The organism is Kitasatospora sp. NPDC057936, assembly GCF_042887525.1.
In the GTDB taxonomy this organism is placed as follows: Bacteria; Actinomycetota; Actinomycetes; order Streptomycetales; family Streptomycetaceae; genus Kitasatospora.
In genome coordinates this window covers 1-20,618 of the sequence record NZ_JBHVPD010000142.1, presented here as the reverse complement: position 1 = coordinate 20,618, position 20,618 = coordinate 1, and the positions used below count along the sequence as shown (strand labels likewise).

Annotated in this window: 15 protein-coding genes; 3 read left to right on the top strand and 12 right to left on the bottom strand. The window is 74.7% G+C overall.

The genetic code is table 11. From position 1 onward, the window contains the following. Positions 1-73: 73 nt before the first annotated feature. The 3 genes from ACFVU9_RS42455 to ACFVU9_RS42445 all read right to left on the bottom strand — a co-directional run bounded on the left by ACFVU9_RS42455 (position 74) and on the right by ACFVU9_RS42445 (position 5,508). Positions 74-1,516 (bottom strand): aldehyde dehydrogenase family protein, encoded by a 1,443-nt coding sequence (locus tag ACFVU9_RS42455; RefSeq protein WP_380445451.1) that lies wholly within the window; start codon positions 1,514-1,516, stop codon positions 74-76. A gap of 202 nt (positions 1,517-1,718) precedes the next feature. After that, a complete protein-coding gene (locus ACFVU9_RS42450; RefSeq protein WP_380499381.1) occupies positions 1,719-3,284 on the bottom strand; it encodes a PucR family transcriptional regulator in 1,566 nt (521 codons plus the stop codon). A gap of 187 nt (positions 3,285-3,471) precedes the next feature. Next, positions 3,472-5,508, bottom strand: coding sequence for an ATP-binding protein (locus tag ACFVU9_RS42445; RefSeq protein ID WP_387602904.1), 2,037 nt, complete (start codon positions 5,506-5,508; stop codon positions 3,472-3,474). 299 nt (positions 5,509-5,807) lie between these two features. Here ACFVU9_RS42445 and gabT point away from each other — a divergent pair, with 299 nt between their 5' ends. Beyond that, positions 5,808-7,148: a 4-aminobutyrate--2-oxoglutarate transaminase gene (gene gabT / locus ACFVU9_RS42440; RefSeq protein WP_380445448.1), complete on the top strand. Its 1,341-nt coding sequence runs from the start codon at positions 5,808-5,810 to the stop codon at positions 7,146-7,148. Positions 7,149-7,408: 260 nt separating this feature from the next. After that, a complete protein-coding gene (locus ACFVU9_RS42435) occupies positions 7,409-8,299 on the top strand; it encodes a phosphatase PAP2 family protein (protein ID WP_387602901.1) in 891 nt (296 codons plus the stop codon). On the opposite strand, the gene ACFVU9_RS42430 is transcribed toward ACFVU9_RS42435, so the two are convergent. Beyond that, entirely contained in the window at positions 8,296-8,634 is a 339-nt protein-coding gene (locus ACFVU9_RS42430; RefSeq protein WP_387602898.1) for a DUF2218 domain-containing protein, read from the bottom strand. The two genes, ACFVU9_RS42435 and ACFVU9_RS42430, sit on opposite strands and share 4 nt — an antisense overlap. Before the next feature lie 190 nt (positions 8,635-8,824). Between ACFVU9_RS42430 and ACFVU9_RS42425 the strand changes: the two genes are divergently transcribed. Further along, the gene (locus ACFVU9_RS42425; RefSeq protein ID WP_387602895.1) at positions 8,825-9,358 is read left to right on the top strand and encodes a MarR family winged helix-turn-helix transcriptional regulator; all 534 of its coding nucleotides are present in this window, start codon (positions 8,825-8,827) and stop codon (positions 9,356-9,358) included. Between the two features lie 18 nt (positions 9,359-9,376). Here ACFVU9_RS42425 and ACFVU9_RS42420 read toward each other — a convergent pair whose 3' ends face one another. From ACFVU9_RS42420 to ACFVU9_RS42385, 8 genes are all read right to left on the bottom strand, one after another. Beyond that, entirely contained in the window at positions 9,377-10,111 is a 735-nt protein-coding gene (locus ACFVU9_RS42420) for a ZIP family metal transporter (RefSeq protein ID WP_380445466.1), read from the bottom strand. 304 nt (positions 10,112-10,415) lie between these two features. Next, positions 10,416-12,104 carry a restriction endonuclease gene (locus ACFVU9_RS42415; RefSeq protein WP_380499385.1) on the bottom strand — a complete coding sequence of 563 codons (1,689 nt, stop codon included), beginning with the start codon at positions 12,102-12,104 and terminating at the stop codon, positions 10,416-10,418. 112 nt (positions 12,105-12,216) lie between these two features. Then, the gene (locus tag ACFVU9_RS42410; protein ID WP_387602892.1) at positions 12,217-13,959 is read right to left on the bottom strand and encodes a hypothetical protein; all 1,743 of its coding nucleotides are present in this window, start codon (positions 13,957-13,959) and stop codon (positions 12,217-12,219) included. A 369-nt stretch (positions 13,960-14,328) separates the two neighbouring features. Further along, positions 14,329-14,985, bottom strand: coding sequence for a YigZ family protein (locus ACFVU9_RS42405; protein WP_387602889.1), 657 nt, complete (start codon positions 14,983-14,985; stop codon positions 14,329-14,331). A gap of 106 nt (positions 14,986-15,091) precedes the next feature. After that, positions 15,092-16,381, bottom strand: coding sequence for a DUF6986 family protein (locus ACFVU9_RS42400; protein ID WP_380508177.1), 1,290 nt, complete (start codon positions 16,379-16,381; stop codon positions 15,092-15,094). 133 nt (positions 16,382-16,514) lie between these two features. Next, positions 16,515-18,134 (bottom strand): DUF2637 domain-containing protein, encoded by a 1,620-nt coding sequence (locus ACFVU9_RS42395; protein ID WP_380508180.1) that lies wholly within the window; start codon positions 18,132-18,134, stop codon positions 16,515-16,517. 202 nt (positions 18,135-18,336) lie between these two features. Continuing rightward, entirely contained in the window at positions 18,337-19,002 is a 666-nt protein-coding gene (locus ACFVU9_RS42390) for a LuxR C-terminal-related transcriptional regulator (RefSeq protein ID WP_380445439.1), read from the bottom strand. Continuing rightward, the gene (locus tag ACFVU9_RS42385; protein ID WP_387602886.1) at positions 18,954-20,330 is read right to left on the bottom strand and encodes a histidine kinase; all 1,377 of its coding nucleotides are present in this window, start codon (positions 20,328-20,330) and stop codon (positions 18,954-18,956) included. The genes ACFVU9_RS42390 and ACFVU9_RS42385 overlap by 49 nt, the downstream gene beginning before the upstream one ends. Positions 20,331-20,618 lie beyond the last annotated feature (288 nt).

The window sequence follows — 20,618 nt, the reverse complement described above, 5'->3', positions numbered from 1 at the left end:
GCCCGGTTCGACCGAACCGGGCCCTCCGCACGTCCGCCGTCCTCGCTCACAGGACTGGCAGGACTTACACGGCTTACAGGTCGAGGCCCGTCAGGACCATGACCTTCTCGACGGTGTAGTCGTCCATCGCGTACTTGACGCCCTCGCGGCCGACGCCCGAGTCCTTGACGCCGCCGTACGGCATCTGGTCGGCACGGTAGGACGGCGCGTCGCCGATGATGACACCGCCGACCTCCAGCTCCCGGTGGGCGCGGAAGGCGGTCTGCAGGTCGTGCGTGAAGACGCCCGCCTGCAGGCCGAACGGCGAGTCGTTGACGGCGGCGAACGCCTCGTCGGTGCCGTCCACCCGGTGCAGCGACATGACCGGGCCGAACACCTCGGCCTCGGCCAGGATCGCGTCGCCCGGCAGGTCCGCCAGCACGGTCGGGGCGTAGGTCGCGCCCTCGCGCGTCCCGCCGGTCAGCACCTTGGCGCCCTTGGCGACCGCGTCGTCCACCCAGGACTCCACGCGCTTCGCGGCGTTCTCGTCCACCAGCGGGCCGACGTCCGTCGCGTCCTCGTTCGGGTCGCCGGTGACCTGGGCCCGCACCTTGGCGACGACCTTCTCCACCAGCGCGTCGTACACCGACGCGTCGGCGATCACCCGCTGCACCGAGATGCAGGACTGGCCGCCCTGGTAGTTGGCGAACGTCGCGATCCGGGTCGCCGCCCAGTCCAGGTCGGCGTCCGAGGACCAGTCGGCGAGCACCACGGCCGCGGCGTTGCCGCCCAGCTCCAGGGTGCAGTGCTTGCGCGGCACCGAGTCCATGATCTGGTAGCCGACCTTGTCCGACCCGGTGAAGGAGATCACCGGCAGGCGCCCGTCCTGCACCAGCGCGGGCATGCGGTCGTTGGGCACCGTCAGGATGCTCCACGAACCGGCCGGCAGGTCGGTCTCGGCCAGGATCTCGCCCAGCACCATCGCCGACAGCGGGGTCGCCGGGGCCGGCTTCAGGATGATCGGGGCGCCGACCGCGATCGCCGGGGCGACCTTGTGGGCGACCAGGTTCAGCGGGAAGTTGAACGGGGCGATGCCCAGCACCACGCCGCGCGGGAAGCGGCGCACCAGCGCGAAGCGGCCCACGCCGCCCGGGTCGGTGTCCAGCCGCATCGTCTCGCCGTTGGTGCGGCGGGCCTCCTCGGCGGCCCAGCGGAAGACGGAGACGGCGCGGCCGACCTCGCCGCGGGCCCACTTGATCGGCTTGCCGTTCTCGGCGGTGATCAGCCGGGCGATCTCCTCGGTGCGCTCGGCCAGCCGCTTGGCCACGTGGTCCAGCGCGGCGGCGCGCACGTGCGCCGGGGTGGCGGCGAACACCGGCAGGGCCGCGACGGCGGCGTCCAGCGCCTCGTCGACCTGGGCCTCGGTCGGGACGCTCACCCGGCCGACCAGACGGCCGTCCCAGCTGTTGCGCACCTCGAAGTCGGCGTCACCGCTCGCCCGGCGGCCGGCGAGCCAGAAATCGTACGTGGTGGTCACCGTGGTACCGGCCCTCTCCTCGTCGTCGTCGGACCCACGAACATGAGCCCGAACCCGAGGGTAGGTGGGCGGACGCGACAACCGGATTGGCCGCCGAGGAGCGTTCGGCCCGGGGGGCACTCCATCCCGTCCAGACGTTCGACGCGGGCCCGGCGCCGCCGCCTCTTCGCCCGCTACTCGTCGCCCGCCGCCTCTTCGCCCGTCACTCCTCGCCGGAGCGCAGCGCCAGCCACAGCTCCATGCGGACGTCCGTATCGTCCAGCGAACGCCCGAGCAGCTCCTCGACCCGGCGCATCCGGTACCGCAGGGTGTGCCGGTGCACGCCCAGGTCGGCCGCCGCCGCGTCCCACTGCCCGTGCCGGGACAGCCACGCCCGCAGCGAGGCCACCAGGTCACCGCGGGCCGTCCGGTCGTGGTCGCGCAGCGGCCGCAGCAGCCCCTCCGCGAACGCCGTCACCGCGTCCTCGCCCAGCAGCGGCAGCAGCGACCCCGCACCGACCTCCTCGTGGTCCACCGAGCGCCGGCCACCGCGCAGCGCCACCGCCAGCGCCCGCTCGGCCTGCGCGTGCGCCGTGCCCGCCTCCTCCAGCACGGCAGGCGCCGAGACGCCCAGCGACAGGCCCTCGTGCTCCTCGACGACACCCAGGCAGGCCCGGTGCACCGCGCCGTTGTCCAGCGCCAGCACCATCAGCCGCGGCCCGTGCGTCCCGTCCTCCCGCGCGACCAGCAGCTTCTCGCCCACCCGGGACCCCGCTTGCTCCGCCCGGTCCCCCAGCTCGACCAGCGCGTCCGCGGCGTCCGCGTTCGGCCCGGCCCCGGCCACCAGGACCCGTATCGTCCCCTCCGGCAGCCCGCCGAACAGCCCCACCGCCACCTGCCGGGCCGTCGCCACCTCTCCCGCCAGCACCATCCGCAGCAGCGCCGCGCCCATCCGCTCCTCCGCCTGCCGCAGCTCGCGCGAGCGCTCCAGGGTGAGGGTCAGCAGCGCCACCGCCGCGTTCAGCACGTACCGCTCGGTCGGCGTGATCCGGTCCTCGGTCCCGACCGCCAGGAAGCCCCGGGCCCGCCGGTCCGCCCCCAGCGACTGGACCACCACGTAGTCCTCGTCCGCCGTGTCTATCCCCGGCGACCGCCCCTGCAGCGCCGCACTCGACGGCGCCGGACGCCGCCGCAGCCGGTCCACCTCCGCCGCCAGCCGCCCCGCCCGGCGCGCCGCCCAGTCCGGCGCCACCACCGACAGCGCGCCCGACCCGTCGTACAGCGCCGCCCAGCCCCCCAGCCGCGCCGCCAGCCGACGCACCACGGCCGTCGTCCCGTCCTTGCCGAGCGCGGCCCGGGTCAGCTCCTCCTGCGCCTCGAAGCTCGTCGTCACCGCCTCGTACTGCTCCGCGGCCAGCGCCGCCGACACCACCTTGCTGATCGCGATGAACGGCGTCGGCTCCGGCACCCGCAACAACGGCAGCCCGCGCTGCGCCGCCGCCTCCACCAGCGGCTGCGGCACCTCCGTGTGCGACAGCCCCACCCCCAGCCCGAGCCCCACCACCCCGGCATCGGCCAGCCGGTGCACGTACGCCTGCAACTGCGCGGCCGTGCGGCCCAGCTTGATCCCGGTGGTGAGCAGCAGCTCGCCACCCTCCAGGAAGGGCGTCGGGTCGTCCAGCTCACTGGTGTGCACCCAGCGGACCGGCCGCTCCAAGTGGTCCGCACCGGCGAGGACCGTCAGGTGGAGCGAACTGTTGCGGACGACGGAGGCGAGTGTGGGAGGCATGGCACCTTCGGGGGAACGACCCGACCGCACCGTTGCGGCCGGGCGAGGAGAGGGCAGTGGATCTGGTGAGGGGCTCTCCCCTTCATTATGGACGCTCCGGACAACCGGCACTGCCGAATCCACCTCGGAGGCGACTTCTGCCGCCCGTCCGCCCTCGGTCCCGGCTCACCCCCGGCTCACCCCTGGCTCACCCTCGGAGGTCGACCAGGAGCGGCGGAACTTGCTCCCCCGACACCGCCGTCAACGACACCACCGCGTGCCCCGCCGGCAACGCGTGCGCCAGATCCGACGGCGACCACCGCAACCGCTCCACATCCCGCGTCGTCACCGACTCCGTCTGCGCCGTCGTCCCCGACAACGCCTTCCGCCCCAACCGCCCGGCCCTCCGCACCACCCCACCGGAGGTGTCGGGGGTGTGCGTCACCGCCGTCTCCTGCACCAGGTGCGTCCCCCAGGCCTCCGAGAACAACCGGCCGTCCCAGGGCGCGATCCCCGGGAACGCCATCCGGCAACCGACCGCGCCGAACAGCGGCGCGCGCAGGGCCTCCGGCAGGTCCACCAGCGTCCGCAGCATCAGCACCGCACCCGCATTCGCCCCCCGCATCCGCTGCACCCCGCGCACGGTCGCCGCGTCCAGCGCCGCCGAGGCGTCGTCCACGACGAGACCTGCGAACAGCGAACGGTCCTCCCGCGCGCCTGCCGCCTGCACGAACTGGCCCACCACCAGCCGGGACAGCATCCGGGCCGCCTCCGGGTGGCTCCGCTCGGGCAGCTTCACCCGCACCCGGAGCGGGTGGTCGAGCACCCGCATCGCGAACGGCGGGCGCCCGGTGCCGTCCGTCGCGAAGGCACCCTCGAAGGCCGGCCGGTCCAGCAGCGCCAGCCGGTCCGCCAGCAGCGCCCCGGGATCGTCCGCCCGGCCGCGCTGGCGCTCGCGGTGCTCCAGGTCCCGCTCGTACGCGGCCAGCCGGCCCGCCACGCCGAGCGCCTTCACCAGCGCCGCCAGGGCATCCGCCTCGCCGCCCAGAAGCGCCCGCAGCTCGCGGACCCCCGGGTACCGGCGGTGCGCGGCGTGGAACGGACCCACCACCTGCTGGAGCGCCGTCCGGGCGCTCTCGGCGCGGGCCGTCAGCTCGTCCGGCAGCAGCGCCTCGGCCAGCCGGGCCGCCGCCTCGTCCGGATCCTGCGCGGCGCCGTACAGGTCGAGGCCGTAGACGGACGACGGGTCACCGGGCGCGATCACCACGTCGTACCAGCCGTCCGGCCCCAGGTCCGCGTCCGACGCCCCGATCACCACCGCGCACGCCGTCCCGGCGAGCGCCTGCAGGCACAGCGCCTCCGCCACCGGGCGGGCCAGCCGCGCGGTCTTCCCGGTCCCGGCCGGGCCCACCGCCAGCAACGAGGTGCCGAGCACCGCCGGATCCAGCGCGAACCCCGCCGCACGATGCGACAGCGGGTTCTTCGGAACGTCCTGCGTGACGCCCAGGCACACCTGACGGAGCAGCAGGTCGTGCCGCTCGGCGCGGCCGGGCAGCTCGCGCACCTCCGACGGATGGGCGAACGCCGCGGCACCGCGGGCGCCCACCTGCTCCACGAACGCCGGGACGAACACCGGATCGGCCTGCGCCGACTCCCACGCCTGCTGAATGCGCACGTAGTCGACGTCGCCGACCGCCTCGCCCGCCAGACGCCCCGCCGCCGCAGCCGCCCCGCCCTCCCGCAGCCCGGCCCACGGATCCACCCGCCGCGCAGCCTCCACGGCGACCCGGTTCTCCTCGGCCCGCTCCTCCTGCGTCACCGTCCGCGACAGCAACGGCGCTGCGTAGCGCCGCCACACCTCGGGCCAACGGCCCATCCGGCCGAAGACCTTGATGACGACGCCAAGCACGAAAACATTGGCCACCAGGAGCGTGAACATGGCCTCGGACTCGGACGGCGAAGCAAGTGGACCGATGCCCGTCTGCCCGCCGAACCAGACGAGCACGTACATGAGCAGCTGCGTGCCGTATAGATACGCGAACCACCCCACCACCACGTTGAGCCCCGCCCGCAGCAGCAGTGGCCAGGCCGCCACGGTCGCCGCCTCCGCCCGTTCCGGGTCGATCCGGCGGTAGCCCAGCCGGTAGATGCCCGGTTCGGCGGAGGGGCGCGGGGCGGAGGCCCAGGTGGGGAGGTCGAAGGCGGGGGTGGCGGCGGGACGGCTGCCGGGGCGCTGGTGGGGCATGGGGGGTGGGGGTGTGGTGGTGCGGTCGCCGTGGTGGTGTGCCCCGTCCTGTGCCATGTGTACGGCCCCGCTCCCTCGCCCGCCCGGCCCGACCGCCGTCGGTGCCGCCATACCCATGCCGCCGTACCGGCGACACGCCCGCGCTCAATGTAGTGGAGCGGGGCCTGCGGGTAGTCGTGCCACCCGCGCTGGCCGTGCCGGACAAGTCGGACGGCGCAGTGCTACCGAGTGGCGCATGCCCGGTCCCCGGGGGCGGCCGTAGCCTGCGAAGCACCGAGCCTAGAAGTCTGGAGAACCCCATGAGCGCCGCAACGCCGCTCCCGCAGGAGCGCCGCCTGGTCACCGCGATCCCCGGTCCGAAGTCGCAGGAGCTGCAGGCCCGCAAGCTGGGCGCGGTGGCCGCGGGTGTCGGCACGACCCTGCCGGTGTACGTGTCCCGCGCCAACGGCGGCGTGCTGGAGGACGTGGACGGCAACTCGCTGATCGACTTCGGTTCCGGCATCGCCGTGACCAACGTCGGCAACAGCGCCGAGGCCGTGGTGGCGAAGGCGAGCGAGCAGCTGGCCGCGTTCACGCACACCTGTTTCATGGTGACCCCGTACGAGGGCTACGTGGCGGTCGCCGAGCAGCTGAACGAGCTGACCCCGGGCGACCACGACAAGCGCACCGCGCTGTTCAACTCGGGCGCCGAGGCGGTCGAGAACGCGGTGAAGATCGCCCGCGCCTACACCAAGCGCACCGCCGTCGTGGTGTTCGACCACGGCTACCACGGCCGCACCAACCTCACCATGGGCCTGACGGCGAAGAACATGCCGTACAAGCAGGGCTTCGGCCCGTTCGCCCCGGAGATCTACCGCGTGCCGGTGGCCTACCCGTACCGCTGGCTGACCGGTGCGGAGAACTGCGCCGCCGAGGCCGCCGCGCAGGCGATCGACGTGATCAACAAGCAGATCGGCGCGGAGAACGTCGCCGCGATCATCATCGAGCCGATCCAGGGCGAGGGCGGCTTCATCGAGCCGGCCAAGGGCTTTCTGCCGGCGATCGTGGAGTACGCGAAGGCGAACGGCATCGTGTTCGTCGCCGACGAGATCCAGACCGGCTTCTGCCGCACCGGCCAGTGGTTCGCGTGCGAGGACGAGGGCGTCGTCCCGGACCTGATCACCACCGCGAAGGGCATCGCCGGCGGTCTGCCGCTGGCCGCGGTGACCGGTCGCGCCGAGATCATGGACGCCGCGCACGCGGGTGGCCTGGGCGGCACCTACGGCGGCAACCCGGTGGCCTGCGCCGCCGCGCTGGGCGCCATCGAGACCATGAAGGAGCAGGACCTCAACGGCAAGGCGCAGCGGATCGGCGAGGTCATGCTGGGCCGCCTGCGGGCGATGCAGGAGAAGTACGACATCATCGGCGAGGTCCGCGGCCGCGGCGCCATGGTCGCCATCGAGCTGGTGAAGGCGGGCGGCAAGGAGCCGAACGCCGAGGCCACCGCGGCGATCGCCAAGGCCTGCCACGCCGAGGGCCTGGTGGTGCTGACCGCCGGCACCTACGGCAACGTGCTGCGCTTCCTGCCGCCTCTGGTCATTCCGGAGCACCTCCTGAACGAGGGCCTGGACATCCTGGAGGGCGCGTTCGCCGGCGTCTGACGCGGTGAGCGCCCCACCGGGCGACGTACCCCCGCCGGAGGGTTGTCCGGACAGCGCTGAACGGCCCGCGGGGACCTGTACCAGGTCTCCGCGGGCCGTTCGGTTTCCGCATGGCGGCGCCCCGGATGAGGCTTCCTCATGGAGAAGCGCGGACCGGTCGTTCACAGGGTCGAAGGGTTGCCCGGTGGGCGGTGAAGATGATGTGCGGAATCACTGAAGGCGCTCGGCGTGGAAGGACCGTTGACGTAGTGTCATCGCAGATGGACAGCGAGCCCCAGCCATTGGCGGAGCCGTCCGCGGAGCCGCCGTTCGAGGCGGGTCCGCACCCGGACGACCGCGAGGACAACCAGGCCGCCCCGCACGGGACGGCGCATACCGAAGGCCGATCGACCGACCGTCCGACCCACACCCCCCGGGGCGCACGGAACGGCGATCATCCAAGCCGCCCCGGAGCTCTCCCCCCTGCTCCGGGGCGGCTGTTCGGCGTCCTGGGCCGGGCGGCGGCCTCACCGCTGGTGCCGCTCGTCGCGGTGGTCCTGCTGGTGCTGGTGTCGTGGCAGGTGGCGGCGGACGGGCCGGCGCTCGGGCTGGACCGGTGGGTCGAGCACGGTGTCGCGACGGCCCACCACGCCCTGGACAGCCCGTTCCTGAACCGCGTCGGCCACGGCCTGGCGGACCTGGGCAGCACCGTGCCCGCGATCCCGGCCCTGTTGGCCGGGGGCGGGCTCGCCGCGTGGCGCTCGCGCCGGGCGGGGAAGGACCGCTGGTGGCTGCCGCTGCCGGTGGCGGCGCTCACGGCGGGGCTGATCCCGCTGCTGGTGGTCCCGGCCAAGGCCGCGTTCGCCCGGCCGGGTCCGCTCGGCGGTCCGCTGCTGCCGGGCCAGTGGGGCTGGTACCCGTCGGGGCACACCGCCACGGCGACGCTGTCGTACGGGGTCGCGGTGCTGCTGCTCGCCCGGACGACCGGGGTGCGCGTCGCGCGCGGGCTGCGGGCAGCGGCGGTGCTGCTGGCGGCCGGGGTCGGCGCGGGGCTGGTGTGGAGCGAGTTCCACTGGGCGCTGGACGTGCTGGCCAGCTGGTGCCTGGCGGTCCTGGTGCTGTGGGCGCTCGCCCGCCGGCTGCCCCGGCCCGGGCCGGCAGATCCGGCCTAGACGTCCTGCGGGTCCTCGTCGTTGCGGTGGACGAGGCCGGCCTCGCCGTTGTCGCGGTGCCACTCGACGACGAGTTCGTCGCGCGCACCGAACCGGACGAGGTGGCGGCCGACGACGTCCTCCAGGCCGGGGAGGTTCTCGCGCTCGCCCTCGACGACGAGCAGCAGCGCGTCCGGCTGCGCCTCCAGGGTGGCGGTGCCGGCGCCGAAGGTCAGGGTGCCGCGGCCGGTCTCCTCGGAGAAGGCGGCCTCGATCTTGCGGCCCATGTGGGCGGCGAGCTGCTTGGCGTAGCGGGCGGGGCGGTCGGTGGCGACGCGGGCTTCGGAGCGGGGCACGGGCCCTCCAGGTTCAGAGGAGGGCACTTAGGGCACCCTCACTTACGGCTACGCTAACCCAGATACTGAGTTTGGCTCAACATATTTCCGGGAGGGTCGTCCGCACGCGCCCGGAACGCCCGTCCGCCGCCGGTCGCGGGCCGCGGACCGGCCGATACGCTTGGGCGGACGCCTGCCGAGGAGACCGCCCATGACCACCACGCCGACCGACGACCCGGCGCACTCCTCCCCCACTCCCCCGACGGGACCGGCAGGCCCGGCAGGCCCGGCAGGCCCGGCGGACACCGCCGCCGAGCTGACGGACGCGATGACCCGGGCGATCAAGCGGATCCGGCGCCGCACCAGCGAGCGGCTGGAGCCCTACGGCATCACCCCCGGCCAGGCCCGGGCGCTGCGCACGCTCGCGCACGCGCCCGGCTGCGAGGTGCCGGACCGCGCGATGCGGCTGAGCGACCTCGCCGACCGGCTGCACATCGCCCCGCGCTCGGCCACCACGGTGGTGGACGCCCTGGAGGAGGCCGGCCTGGTCGAGCGCAGCCCGGACCCGGCCGACCGGCGGGCCGTGCGGATCCTGCTGACCGAGGCGGGCCGCGCCGCAGTCGAGCGGATCGGGCTGGTCCGGCACGAGGTGGCGCAGGAGTACTTCGGCGAGGTCAGCCCGGCCGACCAGGACGCGGTGCTGCGCGTGCTGCGCGCCGCCGAGACGCGGTACGCGGGCCGCTGAGCCGCCCCCGGACACCGCCTAGTTGGCGAAGCCGATCACCAGCCACATGAAGCCCACCCCGGCGAGCGTGCAAAGCAGGGTGTTGCGGGACGGGTGCGGGCTGTGGGCCTCCGGGAGGATGTCGGAGGTCGCCAGGTAGAGCAGGAAGCCGGAGAAGAAGCCCAGGTAGAGGCCGAGCAGGTGCTCGGGGATGGTGAAGGCGAGCGTGATCGCGGCGCCCGAGACCGGGGCGATCGCGTCCGCCGCGAGCAGGGTCAGCGCGCGGCGCCGGTTGTTCCCGTAGAGCCGGGTGATCGTGTACGTGTTGAAGCCGTCGGCGAAGTCGTGCGCGACGACGGCGATGGCGACGACCGTGCCGACCGTGGTGCCGGCCTGGAAGGCGGCGCCGATCGCGAAGCCGTCCATCACGCTGTGCCCGACGAGGGCCAGGGCGGCGCTCAGGCCGATGCCCTGGCGCCCGGACGGCTGGGGGTCCCCGTGCGCGTGGTGGTGGCCGTGGGTGTGCTCGGCGTACTCGCCCTCGTGGCCGCGGTGGATGGCGACCGCGCGCTCGACCACGTGGATGGCGAGGAAGCCGCCGGCGAACATCAGCAGTGCCTGCGGCACGCCGTGCACCTCGCCGGGCGCCTGGCGCAGGGCCTCGGGCAGCAGGTCGAAGACGACGACGCCGAGCATCAGTCCGGCCGCGAAGCCGAGTACCAGGTGGCGCCGGTCACCCGTGCGCTGGGCGACGAAGCCGCCGATCAGCGTCATCAGGAACGCGCCGGCGGCGACGAGGACGGCGGTCACCGGGCGGCCTCCACCCGTGCCGGTCCGTCAAGTGCTCTGCGGGCCGCTCTGCCCATCCGTCTCCCCCAGGGTTGCGCCCGACATCGGGTCGACCGCCGACCGTACCGGACGGGCGACCGGCGGCTCTCGCCCGGGGTGCCCGGCCCGGCCGGGGCTCGTTCCCCAGCCTCGGGCCGGGGGTGGCGGCACGCCCGCCGGAGGGGCCGTCGGGGTGAGCCCGGGGGGACGAACGGGCTGGTGGGGGGTGGAGGGGCGGGCCCGGGGCCGGTCAGCGACCGGTGGCGAGCGGCAGCCCGAGGTGGGTCATGGCGAGTTCGCGGACGCCGTCGCCGTCGACCAGGTGGATGTGACGGTGGCTCTCCTCGGCGGTCAGGTCGAGGGCCTCATCGGTGAAGCGGCCGGTGGTCAGCCGCAGGCCGCGCTCGGCGGACTCCTCGCCGACGGCCTCGGCGAGCGTGCGGATCTCCTCCGCCGCGACCTCCGCGGCGCCGCGGGAGGCCCAGACGACCCAGCGGCCCGGCAGCGCGCTGCCGGGGGCTCCCTCGCCGGTCGCGACCAGCCCGGCCGGGCCGCGCAGCCGCACGCTCCACTCGGCCAGGCCGCCGCGGGTGAGCAGGTCGCGGACCAGCTGGGCGAACTCGTTGGCGGACAGGTCGGGCGCGGCCGGCACGGTGGCACCGGCCAGCGCGGCGGGCTCGACGCCCGCCCTCGCGTAGGGGTCCGGGGTGACGGCGGCGCCGAGCTGGCGCAGCCGCACCAGCGCCTCGTCCTGCTCGGCGTCGGCGTAGACGCCCTCGCCGTCGCGCTCCTCGTAGGGGGCGGCGGCCGGGAGCAGCCTGGTGCGGGCCAGCGCGTCGCGGTCGGCGTCCACGCTGACCAGGCAGAGCGGTCCGGCTCCGCCGGGCTCGCGCAGCCAGCCGTTGAGGACGACGCCCTCGAGTATCTCCTCGGTGTCGACGGCGTCGGCCGCCTGGAGGGCGCGCAGGGCGAGCCGGGCGACCAGCCGCAGGTAGTCGGTGGCCCGGTCGGCCGGCGGGCGCGGGACCGGGTGGATGTCGCCGTCGGGGGCGAGCCGGTAACCGGTCAGGGAGGGGACCAGGTCGAGCGGCGGCAGGTCGAGGTCCAGCACCGCGGTGCGGGTGAGCGGTCGGAAGACCGCCCGGCAGGGGGCGGGCAGGTCCTGGGTGGCGGTCTCGGCGGCGGCGAGGGCCCGCTCCAGCAGCGACTCCACCGCGGCGGGCTCGGCCAGCCGGTAGGCCCGGCGGCACTCCTCCAGGCTCTCGTTGTACTCGCGCACCGCGCGGGCCCGGGCCGCCTCGGCCTCCTCGTGGACCCGCCGGGACTCGTCGGCGGCCGGGTCGCCGGCCTCGGCCCGGCGGGTGCGCCACTGCCGCAGGGCGCGCTGGTGGGTCAGCCGGGCCTGGGCCAGCTCGCGCTGGTAGCCGGAGTCGAGCAGGCGGCGGGTCGGCGCGGCGTCGGGGTCGGCGGTGGGCGGTTCGGCGGGGGCGAAGTCCTCCCAGCGGGGCTCGGGTTCGGTGGCGTCCGGGCCGGCGGCCGGGTAGGGGCGGGGCTCGTAGTGGCGTAGCTGGCTCTCGAAGTCCATGGCCGAGACGGGCAGCGCGGCCCGCCGGAGCAGGTCGGCCAGGCGGTCGTGCTCGGCCTGGACGGTGAGGGTGCGGTGGTGGGTGAGGGCGGCGGCGCGGCCGTGGGCGGCGACCGACTCCTCGTCGGCGGACGGGCCGTCACCGGGAGTCTGCCGGCCGCCGGTGGTGCCGGTGCTGCTGCCGGCGGGGCCGGTCGCGCCGTCGCCGTCGGCGGGCCCGGCCGGTTCCCCGGGCGCGGTCGGGTCGGAGCCCGGGTCCACGCCGAGGTCGCGGAAGACCGAGGCGAGGAAACCCGGCTGGGGGAACCGGGTGGTGGCGGCGCCTTCGGACTGGCCGTCTGCTGAGTACTGCATCGGTCGTCGTTCCCCCATGCTCGTCGGCGCCTGCGCGGGGCGACCGGCGACCCCGCGGCCCGCCCCTGCGGACATTGTCCACCGAACGGGCGCGGGTGGTCAGCCAAGCCTCTCAGTTGGTCCGGGTGTTGGTCAGGTGGAGGCCGATGTAGCCGACATAGATCCGGCCACTGCCCGAGCAGTCGTCGAGGTAGTGCAGCCGGGGTGCGGTGCGCCCGCCGCCGATCCGCAGGTGCGCGCCCATGAACGCGCGCCGGGAGGCGTCGACGCACTCCGGCACCGGCAGCATCCGCTCGCGCTTCCACTTGGTGTGGCTGTGCACCGTCCGGGACTCGCCGCGGACCGCCTTGCGGGGCGGGAAGCGGTGGCAGCCGTCCGGTGTGTGCTCGCACCACTGCTTGAAGTCGCCGCCGGCCTCGCCGCGGACGGCCGCCTCGGCGTACTCCTGGAGGGCCGTCAGCCCGTCCCAGGCGAGGCGGGCCCAGCCGGCACCGGCGCACTGGAGCTCGTCCAGGGCGAGCGCGGACTTCTGGTCCCCGGTGAAGGTGAGCAGCGGGAACTCGCCCAGCCGGGACAGGAGTTCGGTGAAGGTGTCCGGGTTGTCGTCCGGCCCCGCGACCGGATCCGGCAGGGCCGCGGTGCGCGGGACCCCGGGCGCGCCGACGAACGTGCCTGCGAGCGCGCCGACGACCGGGCCGACGACCGGAGCGGTGGACGGAGCGCAGAGGCGGCCGGGTGCGGCGTGCGCCCGGCCCGGCCGGGTGCGGCGCGCGCGACGCAGCGTGCGCCGCACGCGCTCCAACTCGTCCGCCCTGGCCTGCTGTTCGGCGCGATCCTGCTGCTCCTCGCGGGCGAGCGCGGCCAGCTCGGCGCGGGCGGCGGCCGGATCGGCGCAGGACGCGGCGTCCGGGCGGGGCTGCGACGGGGGGATCCGCAGCACCGGGACGGCCGCGAGCACGGGCGGCAGCGGCAGTTCGGCGGCGAGCCGGCGCGGCTCCCGGGCGAGCAGGCCGGCGGCGCGGCGGACGTCCTGCTCTATTCGGCCCCGGGCGAGCACCGGGTGCCGGGCGCCGTCGTACCGGGAGGCCGGGTCGACCTCGGGCAGGTAGGTGCGGACGGCGCCGCCGTAGACGGTGTGGTACTCCAGCGCGACGTTGAACCCGGTGCGCGCCCCCGGATCCAGGACGTAGGCCGTGGCGAGGCCGGGCAGCTGCTGGCAGAGCGGACGGACGACGGACTCCGTCCACCCGTCGACCGGGACGTTGACCGGGACGCTGGCGACGACCGTGGGCAGCCGGCGCTCCGGGTCGCACAGCTCGTCGATCAGGTCGTCGACCTCGGCGGCGGTGATCACCCGGGGCGCGAGCTGGACGGCGGCCGGACCGTCGGTGGCGTCCAGCAGCGGCAGCAGGCTGCGGGCGAGCTCGGGCACCGGCACCCGGCACGGCGTCCGCAGGCCGCTGCCGGTGGTGTGCGTCTCGGCCTCCAGCCGGACCCAGGTCGGGCCCGCGGCGGCCGTCGCGATGGTCAGGGTGAGCTGCTGCGTCCCGTGGGGGGCCGGGGTGCGCAGGCGGCGGCGCGAGTAGTGGCCGGTGGCGGGGCCGCCGCGCAGCGGGCCGTGGTCGCGGTCGAGCAGGACGCGGTCGCCCAGGCGGAGGCGCTCGACCTGCGGGCCCGCGGGGCTATCCGCGGTGGAGGGGCCCGTGACGGGGGGGTCCACGGCGTACGGGCTCGCTTCGAGCGGGCTCGCTGCGGGCGGGGGGTCCTCGCAGCCTTCCCGCTTCAGCCAGTCGGCCAGCTGCTGGTCGGCCAGCGAGACGGCGTCGGCGTGCGGGAGCGTCGTGGTGACGGTCATCCGGTAGGGCGTCGCGGGGCCCCTGGGGCCGGGTAGGTCGGCTCGGGCGGGCGACGGGGAGCGATCCGAGGTCATGCGCATACCTCCGTGGTGCGGTGGTGGGGTCTGGTGTCCTCCATCGATGGTTTTCGTCCGGTTCGGCCGGATCCTTGCCCAGGAAACGCCATGGCCCGGAGCGGAAGTTCCAACTCCGGGCCACGTGAATACGTTCGAGTGAATCTGTTCAAGGCAAGACCGGCGTGGCGCGTCCCCATGGGCTACGTTGGCCGACTGCGCCCGTGCGTGGCGGCGGAAGGCCTCGGGGCGTCGCGGGAGGCCGCAGGGGACTGCGGCGGGGCGGGGGCGGCAGCGGGCGCAGCGCCGCAGGGGCTAGACCGGCACCTCGACGTACGTGCGGCCGGCCGCGACCGCCACCGCGGTACCGCCGGTCGCCTCGGCCAGCCAGGCGTGGAAGGCCCGCACCTCCGGCTCCGGCACGCCGACCTCGATCCGCACCCCCGCCGCCTCGTAGGCGAGGTCGCTCACGGTGTACCCGGCCGCCCGCAGGTCGTTCTCCACCCGCCCGGCCCGCACGTGGTCCGCCGTCACGGCCAGCAGTGCCACCGGGCGCCGCTCCAGCAGCCCGACCGCGTCCACCGCCTCCGACACCGCGCTCCCGTACGCCCGGACGAGCCCGCCCGCGCCGAGCTTGATCCCCCCGAAGTACCTGGTCACCACGGCCACCGTGTCGGTCAGCCCGCGGCGGCGCAGCACCTCCAGCATCGGCACGCCGGCCGTGCCGCCCGGCTCGCCGTCGTCGCTGGAGCGCTCGCGGCGCTGCTCGTCGCCGACCACGAAGGCGGTGCAGTTGTGCCGCGCGTCCCAGTACTGCTTGCGGACGCCCGCGATGTACGCCTGCGCCTGCTCCTCGTCGGTGACCCGGGCGAGGTGGCAGATGAACCGGGACTTCTTGATCTCGATCTCGTGGCTGCCGGCCTGCCGGATGGTGAGGTACGGCCTGGGGGTCGGCTCCGGCGTGGCGGACATGGCGCGGTGGTTCTCCCGGAAGACGGCGAAGGCTGGCGGCGCACGCCCCCGGCGTGCGGGGCGGCACCGTCAGCCTAGTCGGCCGCGGGGATCGGACGGGCGGCGGTCAGCGGCCGGCGAGGGCGTCCAGCTGGGCGCGGTCCAGGCCGGTCAGGGCGGTGACCTCGGCCGGGTCGACCGCACCGCAGTCCAGGCCGCGCAGCACGTAGCCGCTGAGCGCGCGGGCGGTGGCCGGCTCGTCCATCACGTCGCCGCCCGCCTTCGCGACGTAGGCGGCGAGCCGCGCGGAGGCGGCCTCCAGGCCCTCCCGGTAGAAGGCGTACACGGCGGCGTACCGGGTCGGCAGGTGCGCCGGGTGCATGTCCCAGCCCTGGTAGTACGCGCGGGCCAGCGAGCGGCGGACGAGGCCGTGGTGGAGCTTCCAGGCGGCGTGGACCTGCTCGGTGGAGCCGGTCGGGATGACGTTGGTCGAGCCGTCGGAGAGCCGGACCCCGGTGCCGGCCGCGGCCACCTGCATGACGGCCTTGGCGTGGTCGGCCACCGGGTGGTCCATGCTCTGGTAGGCCGCGCTGACGCCGCAGGAGGCGCTGTAGTCGAACGTGCCGTAGTGCAGGCCGGTGGCGCGGCCCTCGGCGGCCTCGATCATCAGGGCGACGGTGGCCCGGCCGTCCGGGCCGAGGATCGCCTGGGTGGTCTCGATCTGGATCTCGAAGCCGATCCGGCCGGCCGGCAGCCCGGCGCGCCGCTCGAAGTCCTCCAGCAGCCGCACCAGCGCGGTCACCTGCGCGGCGTAGGTCACCTTCGGCAGGGTGAGGACCAGGCCGACCGGGAGCCCGCCCCCGGCGAGCAGGGTGGCCAGGAACAGCTCCAGGGTGCGGATGCCGCGCGCGCGGACCGGCGCCTCCATGCACTTGATCCGGATGCCGATGTACGGCGGGGCGCTGCCGTCCGCCACGGCGGCCGCGACGAGTTCGGCGGCGCGGACGGCGGCGGCGTCCTCCTCGGCGTCCGGGCGGGGGCCGTAGCCGTCCTCGAAGTCGATCCGCAGGTCCTCGATCGGCTCGCGCTCCAGCTTGGCGCGGACGCGGGCGTGCACGTCGGCGAGCAGGGCACCGTCGGCGACGCCGAGGGCGCGGGCGAGCTCGGCCGGGGTGCCGGCGTGGGTGTCGAACGCTTCGAGGGCCTGGCGGCCCCACGAGCGGACGGTGTCGGCGGCGAAGGCGTCGGCCGGGACGTAGACGGTGTGCACCGGCTGCCTGGTCCCGGAGTCGCCCGGGTAGCGGCGCGCCAGGTCGGCGTCGACCGGGGCCAGCAGCGCCTCCACGGCGTCGAGGGCGGCGGCGGAGAAGGAGGCCCCGCTCGTCGACCCGTTACCGTCGACCTCGACCTGCGACATCCGTACTCCTCCGTGCCGAACCAGCGCTTCAACAGATTGTTGAGGCGAAGGTAACTCCGGCCGGGTCGGGCGTCAATGGCCGACCGAGCGGTGGACGCGGGGTCGCGGCGGTGTCCGGCCGCGGATCACCCGGTCAGTCCCTCCCGGCGGCCTGGTAGCGGTCGCGCAGCTGCGGGTAGAGCTCGGCGACGTCCTTGGGGTGCACCGAGCCGTCCGGGCGGTTGCCGGTCAGGCCGTACTCCGTGGTCAGCCAGTCGGCGAGGCGCTGCGGGTCGGGGTGGTGCTCGAAGGTGTCGATGTACGAGACCAGCGCCTCGAAGGCCAGCTCCGGGTCGAGCCGGGCCGGAGCGGGACGCGGGCCGGCGGCCTCGACGGGGGCCCGCTCCTCGGCGCGCACGGCGGGCGCGGCCTGGACGAGTTCGGCTAGTACGGGCTCGGCTTGTACGGGCTCCTGGGCGGGTGCGGGGTCCTGCCCCTGCTGCACCGGGTGCTGGGTCCCGGCCTGGGCCTGGGGCTTCGGCGCGGCCCCGGGCGCCGACTCCTCGTCCAGCGGGCGCGGGGGCTTGAACCACGGGGAGGCCTGGCCGGGCACGCGGCTGCCCGGGCTGGCGTCGGCCTGGTGGCCGCCGGTGGTGCGGACCGGCCGTGCCGTCCACACGTTGAGCTCCTCGCGCAGCGGCTGCGGGGCCACCTCCTCCGTGCCCTCCGGCTCCTGGGCCGCGCGCAGACGGACGGCGGCCAGCTTGGCGAGCATCGGCGCGGCCACCTCGGCCGACATCGGCGGGACGGCCGCCGGGACCTCCTGCGGCTGAGCTTGGAGCTGCGGCTGAGCCTCGGGACCGGGCTGTTGAATCTGCTGGACCTGCTGGGCCTGCTGGGCCTGCTGGGCCTGCTGGACCTGCTGGACCTGCTGGACCTGCTGGACCTGCTGAGACGGATGCGGCTGGGCCTGGCGCTGCTGCGGCTGGGGCTGGGGCTGCAGAGGAACCTCCGGACCGGCCGGGGCGATGGCCGCGGCGGCGCGCTGCTCCTGCGGCTGGAGCTCCAGGGCCTCCTTCGCCTCACGTTCGCGGGCCTCGTCGTCCAGCCGGTCGAGCAGCGACGGGTCCAGCGGCACGCCGTACTTGGCGAGCTTCAGCGGCAGGAGCGCCTGGATCGGAGCCGACCGGCGCCAGCCGCGCCCGTACCGGAAGCGCAGCTGCGCCCGGTAGACCAGCCGGTTCTGCTCCAGCCGGACGACCTCGTCGTACGAGCGCAGCTCCCACAGCTTCATCCGCCGCCAGAGCCGGAAGGTCGGCACCGGGGAGAGCAGCCAGCGCATCATCCGCACCGACTCCATGTGCCGGTCCGCGGTGATCGCCGCGATCCGGCCCACCGCGTGCCGGGAGGCCTCGACGACCACGACGAACAGCACCGGGATGACGGCGTGCATCCCCATGCCGAGCGGATCGCCCCACGAGGCGGCGGCGTTGAAGGCGATGGTCGCGACGGTCAGCACCCAGGCGGTCTGCCGCAGCAGCGGGAAGGGTATCCGCAGCCAGGTCAGGACCAGGTCGAGCGCCAGGAGGACGACGATGCCGGCGTCGACGCCGATCGGGAAGGCGTAGGAGAAGGCACCGAAGCCCTTCTCGGAGGCCAGTTCCCGCACCGCGTTGTACGACCCCGCGAAGCCGATGCCCGAGATGATGCAGGCCCCGGCCGCGACGATGCCGAGCAGGCCCCGGTGGGCCTTGGTGAGCGTTGGGCGTGCCATGACGTCTATCAACCCCTGGATTTCGGCTGCTGCCGTGCGCTGCCTCGCTGCCGGTTCCCGCTGGACGGGGGGCGCCGGACGGCTGACCTACCTCCGGGGCTCGGCCCACCGGAGTTTACTCGTACGCGCGTTTCAGCGTTTCCACAGGCCGGAGCGTCACAGGGGAGGGCGCGCCCGGACCGCCCCGGGACCGGGCGGAGCGTCAGGCCGTCCGCCCGGCGGTGCCGTTGAGGTAGGCCAGGACCGCGAGGACGCGGCGGTTGGCGTCCTCGTCCGGGGCGAGTTCGAGCTTGGTGAAGATGTTGGCGATGTGCTTGGCCACCGCGCCGTCGCTCACCGTCAGCCGGGCGGCGATGGCCGAGTTCGAACAGCCCTCCGCCATCAGCTCCAGCACCTCGCGCTCGCGCGGCGACAGCCGCAGCAGCGGCCCCGGACGACGGGCCGTGGTCTGCATCAGCTTCGCGATGACGTCCGGGTCCATCGCCGTGCCGCCGGCCGCCACCCGGCGGACCGCGTCGATGAACTGGTCGGCGTTGAAGACCCGGTCCTTCAGGAGGTACCCGATCCCGCCCGTGCCGTCGGCCAACAGCTCCCTCGCGTACAGCTGCTGGACGTGCTGCGACAGCACCAGGACCGGGAGTCCCGTGATCTCCCGGCGGGCCTGGAGCGCCGCCTGCAAGCCCTCGTCCGTCAGCGTCGGAGGCAGCCGGACGTCGACCACGGCCACGTCCGGCCGGTGCGTCAGCAACGCCTCCAGGAGCTCGGGCCCGGTCTCGACGGCGGCGGCGATGGTGAAGCCGTGCGCTTCCAGCAGCCGGATCAGACCTTCGCGAAGGAGGTAGAGGTCCTCGGCGAGGACAACTCGCACGGCAGCTCCAAGGTGATGGTGGTCGGACCGCCGGACGTACTGTCGATGGCGAGGACACCGTCGAAGGTACCCAATCGACGTTCGATGCCGCGCAGGCCCGTCCCCTTCGCCGGCTCCGCCACGCCGACCCCGTCGTCCGTCACCGTGACCCGCAGCGAGCCGGCCCGGTAGAGGATGTCCACCCAGACCTGCTCCGCGTGCGAGTGCTTGGCCGCGTTGGCCAGCAGCTCGCAGATGCTGAAGTAGGCGGCGGCCTCCACCGGGGCGGGCAGCCGGTCCGGCACGCTCACGCACACCTCCGTTGGCAGCGCGCTGTCCAGCGCCAACGCCCGGACGGCGTCGCCCAGTCCGCGCTCGGCGAGGACCGGCGGGTGGATGCCGCGGACGAGGTCCCGGAGCTCCTGCAGCGCCCGGGCCGAGGACTGCCGCGCCTCCGACAGCAGCTCGCGGGCGGCCGTCGGGTCCGTGTCCATCAGGTGCTCGATGGTGCCGAGCGTCATCCCGATCGCGACCAGCCGCGCCTGCGCGCCGTCGTGCAGGTCCCGCTCGATCCGCCGCAGCTCGGCCGCCTGGTCGCCGACCGCGTCCGCCCGGGTCTCGGTCAACTCGGCCACCCGCTTGGTCAGCTGGGCGTGCGTGGCCCGGCCGTCCTGGTCCAGCACCCGCCGCGCCAGCTCGGCGTGGAGGCGCACCGCGAACGGCGCCAGCAGCACCGCGAGCGCCACCATGCCCAGCCCGAGCCCGAAGTTCACCACCAGCGACAACTGGACCGGACGCACCAACCCGATGCCCTCGTAGGACCTCGGACCCGAGATCACATAGGCCGTACTGAAGAGGATGAGACCGACCAGCGGACCCGCCAGGGCCAGTACCGCCAGCGGATTCACCACCAGCCAGGCCATCTCGCCGCGGGTGGTCCGGTCCCGGAAGCCCCAGTGCAGCAGCTGCGCGTACTTCGCGACCGTCCGGGAGCGGTGGTACGAGTAGCCCGTCCACCAGTGCCCGCGCTCGTCCGGCTCCAGCGCCGGCATCGGCTCGTAGACGGCCGGCAGACGTATGCCGTGCCACCGCTCCAGCTGCCTGCGCGTGCGGTTCGCCGTGGGGCGGACGAAGAGCGCGGCCACCGTACCGCCGGCGAGGGCCGCGGCCACCAGGGCGAAGAGCGCAACCGGGTAGTAGTACGCCATCACCTGGGCCGTCACGACGCCGGCCAGCACGGCCGCCAGCACGGGCAGGGCGAACCCCGGCACCGCACCCAGCACCAGGAGGCCCAGCCGAGCCAGCCCCTGGCCACCCGACTCCAGGGCCGCCTGCGCCTGAACGCGCACACCCGCGCCGCTCGTTCGACTCGTTGTTGTCACGGAAGCTCCTGATGCCGGTCTCGATCGTCCACCATCAGTGTTCACGAAGCGGACGCCACCGACACTGGCCATGACACCCCAATTCCGGGGTGGACCTAGCACCACCTGCAGGTGGATGCACCACGAGGGGATCCCCGGGACCGACCGGAAACGCGAGCGAAAATGCGAAAAGCCCCTGATCCGAATGGATCAGGGGCTTTTCTTGAATGATTGTTCGGCGGCGTCCTACTCTCCCACAGGGTCCCCCCTGCAGTA